This is a genomic window from Variovorax sp. GW821-FHT09A10, assembly GCF_059418385.1.
The window spans coordinates 1,399,543-1,413,115 of the sequence record NZ_JBWKPT010000002.1; the positions used below are offsets into that span (position 1 = coordinate 1,399,543).

The window sequence follows — 13,573 nt, forward strand, 5'->3', positions numbered from 1 at the left end:
CTTGCAGATGTGAGTGAGGACATCACTGGTCGAATGGCGACGGCCGGAATCGACAAGGGACGTCAAAAAATTTTTGTATCCGGCAGCGAGGCCAACTGCCGCTCCAGGAACTGCCGCTCGGGCTGCTGGCGCACCAGCGACAGCGCCTGCAGGTAGGCGGCGCGCGCGTCGTCGGTGCGGCCCAGGCGCCGGCACAGCTCGGCGCGCGCGCCATGCGCCAGGTGGTAGCGGGCCAGCTCGCCGCGCGCGAGCAGCGCGTCGATCAGCGCCAGCCCCGCAGCCGGCCCGTCGCGCATCGCCACGGCCGCCGCGCGGTTGAGTTCGGCCACGGGCGAGGGATCGAGCCGCAGCAGCACGTCGTACAGGCCGACGATCTGCGGCCAGTCCGTGTCGGCGGCCTCGGGCGCTTCGGCATGCACCGCGGCAATGGCGGCCTGCAAGGTGTACGGGCCGAAGCGGCGCGACAGCAGCGCGCGCTCGACCAGCGCCGCGCCCTCCCCGATCTGCCCGCGGTGCCACAGGCTGCGGTCCTGCGCGTCGAGCAGCACGAGTTCGCCCTGCGCCGAGGTGCGCGCGGCGCGGCGCGCGTCGTGCAGCAGCATCAGCGCGAGCAGGCCCAGCGCCTCGGGGTCGGGCAGCAGCTCGGCCACCAAGCGCCCGAGCCGGATCGCCTCGGCCGAGAGGTCGGCGCGCGTCACGCTCTGGCCCGACGAGGCTGCGTAGCCTTCGTTGAACACGAGGTACACCACGCGCAGCACGGCATCGAGCCGTTCGGGCAGCTCGGCCAGGCCCGGCACCTGGTACGGAATGCCCGCATCGCGGATGCGCGCCTTGGCCCGCACGATGCGCTGCGCGATGGTGGGCGCGGGCACGAGGAAGGCGCGCGCGATCTCCTCGGTCGCCAGCCCGCAGACCTCGCGCAGCGTGAGCGCCACCTGGGCGTCGGGCGCGAGCGCGGGGTGGCAGCAGGTGAAGACCAGGCGCAGGCGGTCGTCCTCGAGCGCGTCGGCATCGGGGTCGGCCTCGTGCCAGGCGGGCGCGGGGTCGGCCAGCGTGTCGGTGTGGGCGGTGGCCTCGTCCCACGCCGTGAAGCGCGCCTGCCGGCGGATGCCGTCGATCGATTTGAAGCGCCCCGCCGACACCAGCCAGGCGCGCGGATTGGCCGGCACGCCTTCGCGCGGCCATTGCTCGAGCGCGGCGCGAAAGGCGTCGTGCAGCGCTTCTTCGGCCCGATCGAAATCGCCCAGCAACCGCACCAGCGTGGCGAAGATGCGGCGCGACTCGCTGCGGTAGATCGCGTCCAGCGTGTCGGCGATCGCCGTCGGTTGCTCTGTCACCCGGTGTCGCCGCCGGCCAGCCAACGCTCGAGCTTGACGAGCGAGCCGGTCCAGCCATGGTTGTGGCCGTCGCGCGCCGCTTCGTCGAAGAACTGCTGGTGCATGAGCACGAGCTCGCAGCCGCCCGCGTCGGGCTCGAGTTGCACCGTGACGCGCGACTCGCGCTCGGGCGTGCTGCGCCAGGCCCAGCTGAAGACCAGCCGGCGCTCGGGCACGACCTCGAGGTACGTGCCGCTCACGTCGTGCGTCTCGCCGTCGGCCGCCAACATGGTCACGCGAAAGCGCCCGCCCACGCGCAGGTCGACCTCGGCCAGCGGCACGTCGACGATCTCCTCGGGGCCGAACCAGTGCTTCAGCGCTTGCGGGTCGGTCCACGCGCGCCAGACTTTGGCGGGGCTGACGCGGAAGTGCCGGCGGAGCGTGAGCGAGGGACGATCGGTGCCGGGGCTGGCGGTGGGGCCGGGGGAAGGTTTCGCCATTCGGTGTCCTCCTGGTGGTAGAGAAAGCGCGCCAGGGCATCGAGGCGGCCGGTCCAGAACTTCTCGTAGCGCGAGAGCCACACGGCGGCCTCCTGCATCGGGCCCGCCGACAGCTCGCAGCGCACGACGCGGCCCGCCTTCGTGCGCGAGATGAGGCCGGCGCCTTCGAGCACGCGCAGGTGCTTCATGAAGCCGGTCAGCGACATGCCGTGCGGTTCGGCGAGCTCGGTCACGCTGAGACCGCCCTCACCCTCACCCAGCGCTTCGAGCACGCTGCGGCGGGTCGGGTCGGACAGGGCCGCAAACACGGCGTCCAGGGCATCTGAGTGAACCATGCGGTTGAGTATCTGGAGCGACCCGTGAGCCGTCAAGCAATGGGCCGTGCGCAGGAACGGTTTATGCATGCTGCATCGCAGCATCATCCCCCGCGAAGGAACGCCCATGCTGGACCGAACCGCCACCCAGTTCTCCCACGTCAAGCCCGGTGACACCGAGTACGTCTCGGGCGGGTTGCGAGACTTCTTCCTGTACCGCGACCTCGGCATTGCAGCCGCCACGCACGGCAAGGTGATCGCGCACCTGGTCAAGGCCAACATGGCACCGGAAGCGGGCACCGGCTGGCACCGCCACGAGGCGGACTTCCAGATCGTCATCATGCTCAAGGGCTGGGCGCGCTTCATGTACGAGGACAAGGAGACGCGCGTCGAGGCCGGCGACGTGGTGCACCAGCGCCCCGGCATCCGCCACTTTCTCTTCGACTACTCGCCCGACATGGAGTACCTGGAAATCGTCTCGCCGGCCGCCTTCAAGAGCATCGACGTCGAGCCGGTCTGCGAGATTCCGCCGCCCACGCCCTGGCCCTGAAACCCACGGCCGGCGCGGCTTTGCGCGCCGATAAACTCCTCGCGTCTCACCAGAAACGACAACAACCGAGGAGAGAGAACTTGCGTATTCATACTGCCCGCCTGACGGCCGGCTTGCTGTTCGCGTGCGCCCTGACGGCCACCCACATCAGCAACGCCGCATCACCCACCACCGCTTCCACAACCTCGACGGCGAGTTCGCTCGAAGCCGAGCAGGAAGCCGCCTTCAAGGCCGCCAAGGCCGTGCAGAAAGCCGGCCCCGCCGACATCACGCTGCGCGACCAGGCCCACCTGAAGCTGCCCGCCGGCTACGTCTGGGTGCCGACGCCCGCCGCCGCGCAGCTCATGCGCAGCATGGGCAACCGCACCGACGACACCTTCATCGGCGCCATCTTCCCCGCGGACGACGGCGACTGGATGGCGGTCGTGAAGTTCGTGAAAGAGGGCTACATCAAGGACGACGACGCCAAGGACTGGAACGCCGACGAGCTGCTCACGAGCCTGAAGGAAGGCACCGAGGCCGCGAACGAGGAACGCGCCAAGCGCGGCATCCCGGGTATCGAGGTCACGGGCTGGGCGCAGAAGCCGCAGTACGACGCCACGACGCACCGGCTGGTGTGGTCGGCCCTGTCGAAGAAGAAGGGCAGCGACGGCGGCAACCCCGGCGTCAACTACAACACCTACGCGCTGGGCCGCGAGGGCTACCTGAGCCTGAACCTCATCACCAACGCGAACGACCTCGAGAAGTACAAGCCCGACGCCACCCAGCTGCTCGGCGCGCTGCAGTACGACGACGGCAAGAAGTACGCGGACTTCAATTCGTCCACCGACAAGGTCGCCGCCTACGGCCTGGCCGCGCTGGTGGCCGGCGCCGCCGCGAAGAAGCTGGGCCTGTTCGCGGTCGCCCTCGCCTTCCTGGCCAAGTTCGCGAAGGTCGCCGTGGTGGCGGGCGGCGCGGCGCTGTGGGGCCTCACGAAGCTCTTCAAGAAGAAGAGCTGAGCCTGCAGCAGTCCGCCGCGCTCAGCGGCCCGAGAAGCGCGGCGCGCGCTTCTCGGTGAAGGCCTTCACGCCTTCGCGCCCGTCCGCGCTGCCCGCGCGTCGGCGCAGCAGGCGGTGCTCCATCTCGAAGTGTTCTTCGATCGGGCGCTCGGTGGCACCGCCGCACAGCGCCTTGATGCCCGCGAACGATGCGGTGGCACCGTTCGCCAGCCGCGTCACCAGCGCTTCCGCAGCCGGCGCCAGCTCGGCGTTCGGGTACAGCGCATCGACCGCGCCCGCCGCCAGGCAGCGCGCACTGTCGATCGCGTCACTCAGCATCAGCCATTGCTGCGCGCGCACCGGCCCGATGCGCCGCGACAGGAAATACGAACTCCCCGCGTCCGGCGAGAGCCCGATGGCCGCGTAGCCCGTGCGCAGCTTCATCGACTCGGTGGCGAGCACGAAGTCGCCGCACAGCGCCAGCCCCACGCCGGCGCCGCCCACCGTGCCGTTCACCGCCACCACCAGCGGCGCCGGGTTCTGGGCCAGCCGCAGCAGCGCGGGATGCAAGCGATCAAGGATGGCGTCGACCAGCTCGGGCAGCTTGTCGCCGGCCGCCACGAAGCTGTCGATGTCGCCACCCGCGCAGAACACGCGGCCCTCGCCCGTCAGCAGGATGGCGCGCGGCGCCGCTTCGAGCACCTCGTCGATGGCGCGCGCCAGCGCATGGCTGCTTGCGAGCGACACCGAGTTGGCGCGTTCGGGCCGCTTCAGCACGATGCGGCCGATGCCGTCCTGCACGCCCCAGGCAATGCCTTCTTCGAACTGCATCTCAGATCCCCGTCAGCCCGCCGGTGCACATGAGCGTCTGGCCGCTCACGTAGTCCGACTCGGGCGCGCACAGCAGGTACACCGCGCCGGCCGCCTCTTCGGGCGTGCCGCCACGGCCCAGCGGGATCGACTGTTCCATCATCGCCAGCAGGCCGGGGTTGACGCCGACCTTGATCTCGCGCCCCTCGATGTTCGCGGTGGTGGCCTCGGCCGTGCTGGCCGTGAGCCGCGTCTGGATGAAGCCGAAGGCCACGCAGTTCACCGTGACGTTCATGCGGCCCCACTCCTTGGCCAGCGTCTGCGTCATGCCGACGATGCCGGCCTTGGCGGTCGAATAGTTGGCCTGCCCCGCATTGCCGAAGAGCCCGGCCACCGACGAGATGTTGACCACCTTGCGCACCACGCGCCGGCCCGCTTCGCCCTCGGCCTTGGCCAGCGCGCGGATCACGGGCTGCGCGGCGCGCAGGATGCGAAACGGCGCCGTCAGGTGCACGTCGATCATGGCGTACCACTGCTCGTCGGTCATCTTCTGCACCACGCTGTCCCAGGTGTAGCCGGCGTTGTTGACGATGATGTCCAGGCCCTTGAACTCGTTCACCGCCGTGCCGACGAAGCGCTCGGCGAAGTCCGGCGCCGACACGCTGCCGACGCAGGCCACGGCCTGCCCGCCCGCGGCGCGGATGGCCTGCACGGTCTCCTCGGCCGGTGCGGCGTCGAGGTCGTTGACGACGACGCGCGCGCCTTCGCTGGCCAGCTTGAGCGCAATCGCGCGCCCGATGCCGCGGCCCGAGCCGGTGATGAGGGCGACCTTGCCTTCGAGTTTGGATGTCATGTCTCTTCTCTCTTCTTTCTTTGGTTCGTTCAAGGGGTCAGCGCAGCGCCACCAGCGCCTCGCCCGCAATGCGCGTCTGGCCGTGCTGGTTGGCGCTGAGCACTTCCACGCGCACGCAGCGCTCGCCGTTGTGCTCCAGCTTCTCGACCACGCGGCCGGTGCAACGCACGGCATGGCCCAGGTGCGTGATGCCCTGGAAGCGCACGTCGAAGCGGCGCAGCTGCGCCTGCGGCACCCACTGCGTGAGCAGCCGGCCGAGCCAGGCCATGCCCAGCATGCCCTGCGCGAACACGTCGGGCATGCCGGCCTTGCGCGCGAAGTCGGTGTCGATGTGGATGGGGTTGTGGTCGCCCGAAGCGCCCGCGAAGAGCGCGAGCGTGGTGCGGTTCACCGGCGGGAGTTGCAGCGCGGGAAGTTCATCGCCGACCTGGACGGTGTCGTAGCGGAGGGTCATCGCAGGTTCTTTCTTCAGTGGCGGCAGACGATCACCGTGCGCAGCTCGGCCACGAGTTCGTCGCGCTGGTTGGTGGCGCGCGAGGTCTTCACGACGAACTCGAGCGCGCCGTTCTTCTTGTCGTAGATGTCGCTGACGGTGGAGCGCACCGTCACCGTGTCGCCCACGCAAGCGGGGCGGTGGTAGCTGAAGCTCTGCTCGCCGTGCAGCAGCTTCGACAACGGAATCTGCAGGTCAGTGAGCAACTGGTCCGACGCCCCAGAGTCCAATTCGGCGGCGAACAGGAACGTGGGCGGTGCGGGCAGGTCGGGGTAGCCCGCATCGCGCGCGGCGGCGGCATCGGTGTAGACCGGGTCGGTCTCGCCGATGGCCTTGGCGAAGAACTGCAGCCGGCTGCGCTCGATCGGCAGCACCGAGGCGGGCAGCTCGTGGCCGATCCATTTCTTGTCGATCATGGGTGGCCCTGCCCTCAGACGCGTTCGTACAGCGTGACCACGCAGGCGCCACCCAACCCGAGGTTGTGCTGCAGCGCCATCCGCGCGCCTTCAACCTGGCGCTTCTCGGCCGTGCCGCGCAGCTGCTGGACCAGCTCCGTGCATTGCGCGAGCCCCGTCGCACCGAGCGGGTGGCCCTTCGACAGCAGGCCGCCCGACGGGTTGGTGACGACCTTGCCGCCGTAGGTGTTGTCGCCATCGACCACGAACTTCTCCGCGCCGCCCACCGGGCACAGGCCCAGCGCTTCGTAGCTGATGAGTTCGTTGTGCGCAAAGCAGTCGTGCAGCTCGACCACGTCGATGTCCTGCGGGCCGACACCGGCCGCGTCGTAGACCTTCTGCGCGGCTTCCTGCGCCATGCTGAAGCCGACGACCTCGCGCATGTCGCGCGCCTCGAAGGTGATGGCGCGGTCGGTGGTCATGGCCTGGGCCTTGATGCGCACGCTGCGGTCCAGGCCATGGCGCTCGGCGAAGCGCGGCGAGCAGACGATGGCCGCGGCCGCGCCGCAGGTCGGCGGGCAGGCCATGAGCCGCGTCATCACGCCGGGCCACATCACGGGCGCGGCCATCACTTCGTCTTCGGTGACGACGGTGCGGAACAGCGCCACCGGGTTGTTCGACGCATGGCGGCTGGCCTTGGCGCGGATCTTCGCGAAGGTCGACATCTGCGTGCCGTACTGCTGCATGTGCGCCAGGCCCGCGCCGCCGAAGTAGCGCAGCGCCAGCGGCACCTGCTCGTTGCCGACCAGCTCGTCGGTGATCGACTCGAAGTGATCGAACGGGCTCGGACGGTCGTTGAACACCGCGCCCAGTGCGCCGGGGCTCATGTGCTCGAAGCCCAGCGCCAGCACGCAGTCGGCCGCGCCGCTGGCCACGGCCTGGCGCGCGAGGAACAGCGCGGTCGAGCCGGTGGAGCAGTTGTTGTTGACGTTGACGACCGGAATGCCGGTCATGCCCACTTCGTACAGCGCGCGCTGGCCGGCGGTGGAGTCGCCGTACACGTAGCCGACGTAGGCCTGCTGCACCAGCTCGTAGCCGATGCCGGCGTCTTTCAGCGCGGCGTTGGTGGCGTGCGCGGCCATCTGCGGGTAGGGCTGGTTCGCGCCCGGCTTGGTGAAGGGGATCATGCCGACACCGACGACGTGGACATCCTGGCTCATGAGGGGCTCCTGAAGTGAATGAATGAGTGAAATGGGAAGGGAAACAGGGCTCAGGCTACGCTTCGTTGGCGCCCTTGCCAAAACGGTTCGCGCAACCGGGTCTTGAGCACCTTGCCCGCACCCGAGAGCGGCAGCGCCTCGACCACCGCCACGCTGCGCGGGCACTTGTAGGGTGCAATCAGCGCCTTGCAATGCGCAATGAGCGCCTCGTCCGCCAGCTGCTGGCCCGGCTTGAGCACGAGCACCGCGTGCACGGCCTCGCCCCACGCCTCGCTGGGGATGCCGATGACCGCGCAGGCCGCCACGGCCGGGTGCTGGTTGATGGCGTTCTCGACCTCGGCCGAATAGATGTTCTCGCCGCCGCTGATGATCATGTCCTTCAGGCGGTCGACCACGAAGATGTAGCCGTCGTCGTCCATGTACGCGCCGTCGCCCGTGTGCATCCAGCCGCCGCGCACGGCCGCGGCCGTCTGCGCGGGCTGGTTCCAGTAGCCCTGCATCACGTTGGGGCCGCGCACCGCGACCTCGCCCACCGTGCCGCGCGGCACCTCGATGCCCTCGCCGTCGACGATGCGCACCTCGGTGCAGTAGCTGGCGCGGCCGGCCGAGCGCAGCTTGCCCCGGCGCTGGCCTTCGGGCGTGTGGTTGCGCGCGGGGTTGATGGTGGCCAGCGGCGACAGCTCGGTCATGCCGTAGGCCTGCACGAAGTCCACGCCCGGAAAGGCGTCCATCGCACGGTTCAGCACCGCCTCCGAGATCGGCGAGGCGCCGTAGGCGATGCACTTGAGGCTGCCCAGGTCGCGCGGCTCGCGCATCGCCGGATGGTCGACCAGCATCTGGATCATGGTGGGCACCAGCAGCGCGTGCGTGACCCGGTCGTTCTCGATGGCGTTCAGCACCGCCTCGGGGCTGAACGCCGGAATGATCGCGTGCGTGTTGCCCTCCAGCCAGTGCGGCGCGGCCAAACCCATGTCGGCCAGGTGGAACATCGGCGCGGCATGCAGGTAGCAGCCGTCGGGCGAGGCCAGGCCTTCGGCATGCAGGGCCAGCCCCGAGCTGCCCATGTTGGTGTGGCTCAGCATCACGCCCTTGGGAAAACCCGTGGTGCCGCCGGTGTAGAAGATGCCCGCCAGGTCGTCGTCGCAGCGGCCCGCGTCGGGCACGGGCGAGGCGGCTTCCAGCAGCGCCTCGTAGCCGAGCATGCCGGGCGGCGTCGGGCCGTCGCCGCAATAGATCACCTCGCGCAGGCTGGTGGCCTGCCCGCGCATCTGCTCGACCACCGGGCGGAAGGTGTCGTCCACCAGCAGCAGTGTGGAGCCCGAGTCGTCCAGCGAGTACAGGATTTCGGCCGCCGACCAGCGGATGTTGCAGGGGTTGAGCACGCCGCCGCCCCAGGGCACGGCCATCTGGTACTCGAGGTAGCGCGCCGAATTGAGCGCCAGCATGGCGACGCGGTCGCCCGGCTGCATGCCGAGGCCCTGCAGGGCGCCCGCCAGGCGCGCGACCCGCTCGGCGTAGGCGCGAAAGCTCAGGGTGCGGCCGGCGGCGCGCACGGCGATCCGGTCGGGGTGCTGCTGCACGCTGCGGTGCAGCGACTGGGTCAGGTACATGGCGGTTGTCTCCGTTCGGTTCTTGTGTAGGCGCATGGTAGAAACCGCGCCGTGCCGCGGCGATTGCGCATCGCATCGCCCGCATGGCAGAAAACCTCAATCGACACCCGCGCCGCCGTCGGGTCTGATCCGCTCACGCATGCTGCAACCGCCCGTCACCATCCCGATCGTGTTCGTCCAGGGCATGCTCTCGGGCGTGCGCGCGCGCGGCGACGACGCCCCCATCTGCATCGACACCGCGCTGCAGGACGCCGGCATCGCCCCCGCCCTGCTCGACGCACCGGGCGCGCGCGTCACGGCCGAGCAGTACGTGGCGCTGTTCGCGCTGCTGATGGAGCGGCTGGACGACGAGGCCCTGTGCTTCCTGTCGCGCCGCCTGCGCCGGGGCAGCTTCGCGCTCATGACGCGCGCCACGCTCGGCGCGCCCACGCTCGAGGTGGCGCTGCGGCGCGTGGCCCGCGCCTTCAGCCTGCTGCAGGACGACCTCGAGATGGTGCTGCTGCGCGAAGGGCCTCTTGCGGGCTTCGGCCTGCGGGTGCAGCAGCTGCCGCGCACGCCGCTGAACTTCCTGCACGAGCTGATGCTGCGCGTGTACTGGCGGCTCTTCGCCTGGCTGCATGGCGGCCGGCTGACGGCGCGCCGCTTCGACTTCGGCTTTGCTCAGCCGCCCTACGCGGCCGGCTACACCAAGGTGTTCCCCGCGCCGCTGCAGTTCGGCCAGCCGCTGTCGGCCGTGTGGTTCGACGCGAGTGCGCTGGCCACGCCGATCCACCGCGACGCGCGGGCCATGAGTGACTTCCTGGCCGCCGCGCCGGCGCACGTGATCCTGCCGCCGCTGGGCGAGCTGGCGGTGAGCGCTCGCGTGCGCACCGTGCTGCAGCAGCACCGCCCGGCCTGGGTCGACCTGGCCACGGCCGCGCGCAGCCTGCACATGTCGGTGAGCACGCTGCAACGCCACCTGGCCACCGAAGGCACTTCGTTCCAGTCGCTCAAGGACCAGCTGCGGCGCGACGTGGCCATCGTGCGCCTGAACACCAGCACCGTGCCACTGGCGGCGCTGGCCGAGGAGCTGGGCTTTTCGGACAGCGCGGCATTCCAGCGCGCGTTCAAGACCTGGACCGGCGGGGCGCCGGGGTCGTACCGGCGGCGGCCCGGGCCAGACCCCGAGGCCTGAAGCTACCCGCCTACCACTTGACCCGCACGCCGAGCGAGCCGTTGATCGCGCTCTTCACCTTGGCATCGCCGCCTGAGGACCACAGCTTGCCGACTTCGCCGTAGAGGCTGGTCGCCTGGCTCAGCGCCAGCGTGAAGCCGCCCGCCAGTTCGGTGCTGGTGCCGCCGGTGGGCGCCACGATGTCGGTCGTGGTCGCTCCGTTCACGAAGCGCGCGATGTCCGTGCCGCTCGAGGTCTTGTAGACGTTGACGCGACCGTACGGCTGCAACACGCCCAGGCCGGTGTCGATCTGGCCCTTGACCCGCACGCCCGCGCGGGCGATCCAGCCGCTGTCGGCTTGAGGCTGCGCGATGGCACCGGCGATGGCCGAGTTGCCCAGGTCCATGTGGTGGTGGATCAGCTGCAGCTGAGGTTCGATGCGCCAACCGCTGCCGCCGATCGCGAAGGCCTGCCCCACTTCGATCGAGCCCAACAGGCTGTTCCCCTTGCCGCCCACGCCCGCGCCGAGCATCGGCTCGACCGTGTAGCGGTGGCGGCCCGACTGCACCACGGCATCGGCATAGAAGCCGCTGTCGGCGGTGTAGGTGCCGTACACGCCGACGTACTGGCTGCGCAGGTCGTTGCGGCCCACCGCGAGGTTGCGGATGCCGCTGGCAAAGCCGCTCACGCGGGCATCGCCGTCGAGCTGGCCGACATACAGGCCGGCGCGCCAGTTCGGCGTGGCGAGCAGGTCGGTGCCGGCCTGGAAGCCGGTGAGGCGCCCCTTGCTGGTGGGCGAGACGGTGCCGCCCTGCTGGATGTCGATGTCGGTGGAGAGCACGCGGGCCCAGGCGCGGCGGTCCGATCCCGTCGGTGCGCTCGCGGCGCCCTTCACATCGTCGTCGCCCACGCGCTTGCGCACATCGCCCAGCATCGCGAGGTTGCCCTGGCGCAGCTGGCTCGGCAGTGCGGCGTACAGCGCGGCTTCGGGGCGGTAAGTGACGACGGGCAGGACCACCGGTTGGCCCGGCGCGACCGCGTCGGTGGTGGAGCGCAGGTACCAGTTCTCGCCCGTGCCACTCGCATCGGCGGCATGCAGGCGGTATTCGTAGGCGCCTGCGTCGACATGGCCACCGGCCAGCGAGAAGGCGTCCTTCGTGGTCTGCGCGGTGCTGGTCGCGCCGTTCTGTGCAGTGATGACCTCGATGCCGTTGCCGCTCGTGAGGGCGCCCAGGCCGCCGAGGTTGCTGATCTGCACCTGGGTCTTGCCGCTGGCGACGGCGCTGGGGCCATCGAGCACGAGGCGGTCGGAGGGGCCGGTGCCGTTGAGTGCCGTGCTCAGCTTGAGCACGCCGTTCGTGCCGACGTAGGCGCCCTTGACTGTCAGCGTGGTGCCTGCGGTCGCGCCGGCCAGGGACACGGTGCCGCTGTTCGTCAGAGACGCGACGGTCTGGTTGAAGCCCGCCAGGTCGAGCGTGGCACCTGTGGCCACGCTGTGCGCCGAAGCCGCGCTCAGCGTGTTCGCCGCGCCGGCCTTCAACGTCCCCTGCGCCACATTCGTCGCACCGGTGTAGGTGTTGGCGCCCGACAGCGTCAGCGTGCCCGTGCCCTGCTTGGTGATGAAGCCACCACCGCTGATCGCGCCGCTCAGCGTGCCGCTGAACGCGCCCGTGTCGATGACCGGGTCGTTGTTGCCGGTGAGCTTGATCGTGTTGGCGATCGTCAGCCCGTTCGCGCTGAAGCCCAGCGTGGTGTCGTCGTCCATCGACAGTGTGCCGGTGCCCAATGCCTGGCTGTGGCCCACGTTCAGGCGGCCCTGGCGCAGGGCGGTGCCGCCGGTGTGGGTGTTCTCGCCCGACAAGGTGAGCGCGCCCGTGCCGACCTTGATGAGCGAGCCGCCGACGCCGGAGATCACGCCCGAGATTTCCGTGTCGGTGTTCAGAGCGCCCGTTGTCAACGCCTTGGCGCCAAGCAGCACGCGGCCTGCGCCTTCGAGCGAACCGATGGTGATGCCGGGTGTGCCGAGCTTGGACAAGAAGACCGTGCCACCGGCCTTGTTCACCACGCTCGCCTGGGCGGCCGTTGCGTTGTCGCGAATGTCCAGCACGCCATCGCGCTCATTGACGATCGTCGCTTGTCCGGCCGAGGCATCGTCCCAGAGGTTGGTCGCGCCGCCGGCGAAGTTGGTGATGTGGGCCTTGCCTGCGTTGGCGTTGAACCAAACCATGACCTCGCCACCGCGGTTCTCGATGGTGGCATTGCCGGCCGTCGCGTTGCCGCGGAAGTCGATCGAGCCGCCGGCATGCGCGGTCAAGGTCGCGTGGCCGGCCGAGGCGTTGTCCTGGAACTGGACGAAGCCGCCGTTGCCCGACTGGGCGGCGCCTGCCGTGATCTTCAGGCTTTCCGCATCCGCACTGCCGCTGAAGATCAAGGCCGCGCCACTGCTCACGCCCACCGGGCCGGTGCCCACTGCGCCTGTCACGCCCACATTCAAGCTGCCGCCATCGACCTGCGTGCCGCCCTTGTAGCTGTTGGCCGCCGTGAGCAGCAGCTCGCCGCCGCCGATCTTGCGCAGGCTGCCCGCGCCGCTCATCGTGCCCGCGAAGCTGCCGCTGGCCACCTGGTCGAAGGCCACCCGGGCGTCGTTGACGATGGCGCCGCGCAGGCTGGTGGTGTCGCCCTGCAGCGTGCCGGCGCGCACGAGCGTCCCGCCCGTGTAGGTGTTGGCGCCCTGGAGGACCAGCGTGCCCAGGTCGTCCTTCGTGAGGCCGCCCGCGCCGGTCAGCACCGACGCGATGGTGGCCTGCATCTGCGCCCCCGAGGCCGTGCCGTCGCCGACCTTGATGACGGTGTTGGCGTTGCCCAGCGTCAGCGCGTCGCCGGTGACGACATAGCCGCTGGTGGAGAACTGCGCGCCATCGATGCTGATCGCGCCGCCGGTGTTGTCCACCCGGACCGTGCCGGCCGCGCCGCCGAACAGCGCGAACTGGTTCTGCTGCCAGCCGGTGTTGGTCTTGCCGTTGGCGCCGGTCCAGCTGTCGGACGGGTCGTTGAGGGTGGAGTTGCCGAGGCGCCAGATGCCGGAGCCGCCGCTGATCGTGCCGTCGTTGTAGGTGGAAGCGTCGCCGCCCGCGCCGTCCCAGAAGCCGAGCGACACGCCCTTGCTGTTGATCAGGTTGATCTCGCCCAGCACCGACGACTGCACGTGCAGGTCGCCGGCCGCCGTGCCTGCGGGCGCTGTGCCGATGTTCAAGCCGTTGTCGACCAGCGAACCGGTGTAGCTGATCAGGCGGTACAGGCCGGGTCCGAAGGTGCCGCCGGGCGATTGCGCCACGTTGAGCGTGCCGTCGAGCACGAGGCCGTTGTTGACCTTGACCAGGTC

Annotated in this window: 12 protein-coding genes and 1 pseudogene; 3 read left to right on the top strand and 10 right to left on the bottom strand. The window is 70.0% G+C overall.

Going from position 1 to position 13,573, the window contains the following annotated elements:
• Positions 1–62 precede the first annotated feature (62 nt).
• From AC07Q9_RS13315 to AC07Q9_RS13325, 3 genes and pseudogenes are all read right to left on the bottom strand, one after another.
• Positions 63–1,337: an RNA polymerase sigma factor gene (locus tag AC07Q9_RS13315; RefSeq protein WP_495309926.1), complete on the bottom strand. Its 1,275-nt coding sequence runs from the start codon at positions 1,335–1,337 to the stop codon at positions 63–65.
• Positions 1,334–1,816, bottom strand: a complete 483-nt coding sequence (locus AC07Q9_RS13320) for an SRPBCC family protein (protein WP_492678140.1) — start codon at positions 1,814–1,816, stop codon at positions 1,334–1,336. Before AC07Q9_RS13320 ends, AC07Q9_RS13315 begins: the two co-directional genes overlap by 4 nt.
• 149 nt (positions 1,817–1,965) lie before the next feature.
• Positions 1,966–2,361: pseudogene (locus AC07Q9_RS13325) on the bottom strand (ArsR/SmtB family transcription factor); the annotation flags it as partial.
• Between AC07Q9_RS13325 and AC07Q9_RS13330 the strand changes: the two are divergent.
• Together AC07Q9_RS13330 and AC07Q9_RS13335 are read left to right on the top strand one after the other, a co-directional pair.
• On the top strand, positions 2,258–2,680 hold the full coding sequence (locus AC07Q9_RS13330; RefSeq protein ID WP_495309927.1) for a cupin domain-containing protein: 423 nt from the start codon (positions 2,258–2,260) through the stop codon (positions 2,678–2,680). The pseudogene AC07Q9_RS13325 and the gene AC07Q9_RS13330 overlap by 104 nt on opposite strands.
• A gap of 80 nt (positions 2,681–2,760) precedes the next feature.
• Positions 2,761–3,678: a DUF2167 domain-containing protein gene (locus AC07Q9_RS13335; RefSeq protein WP_495309928.1), complete on the top strand. Its 918-nt coding sequence runs from the start codon at positions 2,761–2,763 to the stop codon at positions 3,676–3,678.
• A 21-nt stretch (positions 3,679–3,699) separates the two neighbouring features.
• On the opposite strand, the gene AC07Q9_RS13340 is transcribed toward AC07Q9_RS13335, so the two are convergent.
• From AC07Q9_RS13340 to AC07Q9_RS13365, 6 genes are read right to left on the bottom strand one after another with little or no spacing between them, the layout of a single operon-like run.
• A complete protein-coding gene (locus AC07Q9_RS13340) occupies positions 3,700–4,488 on the bottom strand; it encodes an enoyl-CoA hydratase/isomerase family protein (protein WP_495309929.1) in 789 nt (262 codons plus the stop codon).
• Between the two features lies 1 nt (position 4,489).
• Entirely contained in the window at positions 4,490–5,320 is an 831-nt protein-coding gene (locus AC07Q9_RS13345) for an SDR family NAD(P)-dependent oxidoreductase (RefSeq protein ID WP_495309930.1), read from the bottom strand.
• Positions 5,321–5,357: 37 nt separating this feature from the next.
• Positions 5,358–5,774: a MaoC family dehydratase gene (locus AC07Q9_RS13350; protein ID WP_307636904.1), complete on the bottom strand. Its 417-nt coding sequence runs from the start codon at positions 5,772–5,774 to the stop codon at positions 5,358–5,360.
• Positions 5,775–5,788: 14 nt separating this feature from the next.
• Positions 5,789–6,229, bottom strand: a complete 441-nt coding sequence (locus tag AC07Q9_RS13355) for a MaoC family dehydratase N-terminal domain-containing protein (protein WP_489057280.1) — start codon at positions 6,227–6,229, stop codon at positions 5,789–5,791.
• A 14-nt stretch (positions 6,230–6,243) separates the two neighbouring features.
• Positions 6,244–7,428 (bottom strand): lipid-transfer protein, encoded by a 1,185-nt coding sequence (locus AC07Q9_RS13360; protein ID WP_159272320.1) that lies wholly within the window; start codon positions 7,426–7,428, stop codon positions 6,244–6,246.
• 50 nt (positions 7,429–7,478) lie between these two features.
• A complete protein-coding gene (locus tag AC07Q9_RS13365) occupies positions 7,479–9,038 on the bottom strand; it encodes a long-chain-fatty-acid--CoA ligase (protein WP_495309932.1) in 1,560 nt (519 codons plus the stop codon).
• A gap of 139 nt (positions 9,039–9,177) precedes the next feature.
• On the opposite strand from AC07Q9_RS13365, the gene AC07Q9_RS13370 reads away from it, so the two are divergent.
• Positions 9,178–10,212, top strand: coding sequence for an AraC family transcriptional regulator (locus tag AC07Q9_RS13370; protein WP_495309934.1), 1,035 nt, complete (start codon positions 9,178–9,180; stop codon positions 10,210–10,212).
• Between the two features lie 10 nt (positions 10,213–10,222).
• On the opposite strand, the gene AC07Q9_RS13375 is transcribed toward AC07Q9_RS13370, so the two are convergent.
• On the bottom strand, positions 10,223–13,573 hold a 3,351-nt coding region (locus tag AC07Q9_RS13375), incomplete at its 5' end, for an autotransporter outer membrane beta-barrel domain-containing protein (RefSeq protein WP_495309936.1).

What these genes read in the sequence shown, in the direction of transcription:
- AC07Q9_RS13340 (WP_495309929.1), bottom strand. Translation starts at nt 4,488, where the DNA reads ATGCAGTTCGAAGAAGGCATTGCCTGGGGCGTGCAGGACGGCATCGGC.
- AC07Q9_RS13330 (WP_495309927.1), top strand. Translation starts at nt 2,258, where the DNA reads ATGCTGGACCGAACCGCCACCCAGTTCTCCCACGTCAAGCCCGGTGAC.
- AC07Q9_RS13345 (WP_495309930.1), bottom strand. Translation starts at nt 5,320, where the DNA reads ATGACATCCAAACTCGAAGGCAAGGTCGCCCTCATCACCGGCTCGGGC.
- AC07Q9_RS13365 (WP_495309932.1), bottom strand. Translation starts at nt 9,038, where the DNA reads ATGTACCTGACCCAGTCGCTGCACCGCAGCGTGCAGCAGCACCCCGAC.
- AC07Q9_RS13350 (WP_307636904.1), bottom strand. Translation starts at nt 5,774, where the DNA reads ATGACCCTCCGCTACGACACCGTCCAGGTCGGCGATGAACTTCCCGCG.
- AC07Q9_RS13360 (WP_159272320.1), bottom strand. Translation starts at nt 7,428, where the DNA reads ATGAGCCAGGATGTCCACGTCGTCGGTGTCGGCATGATCCCCTTCACC.
- AC07Q9_RS13320 (WP_492678140.1), bottom strand. Translation starts at nt 1,816, where the DNA reads ATGGCGAAACCTTCCCCCGGCCCCACCGCCAGCCCCGGCACCGATCGT.
- AC07Q9_RS13355 (WP_489057280.1), bottom strand. Translation starts at nt 6,229, where the DNA reads ATGATCGACAAGAAATGGATCGGCCACGAGCTGCCCGCCTCGGTGCTG.
- AC07Q9_RS13370 (WP_495309934.1), top strand. Translation starts at nt 9,178, where the DNA reads ATGCTGCAACCGCCCGTCACCATCCCGATCGTGTTCGTCCAGGGCATG.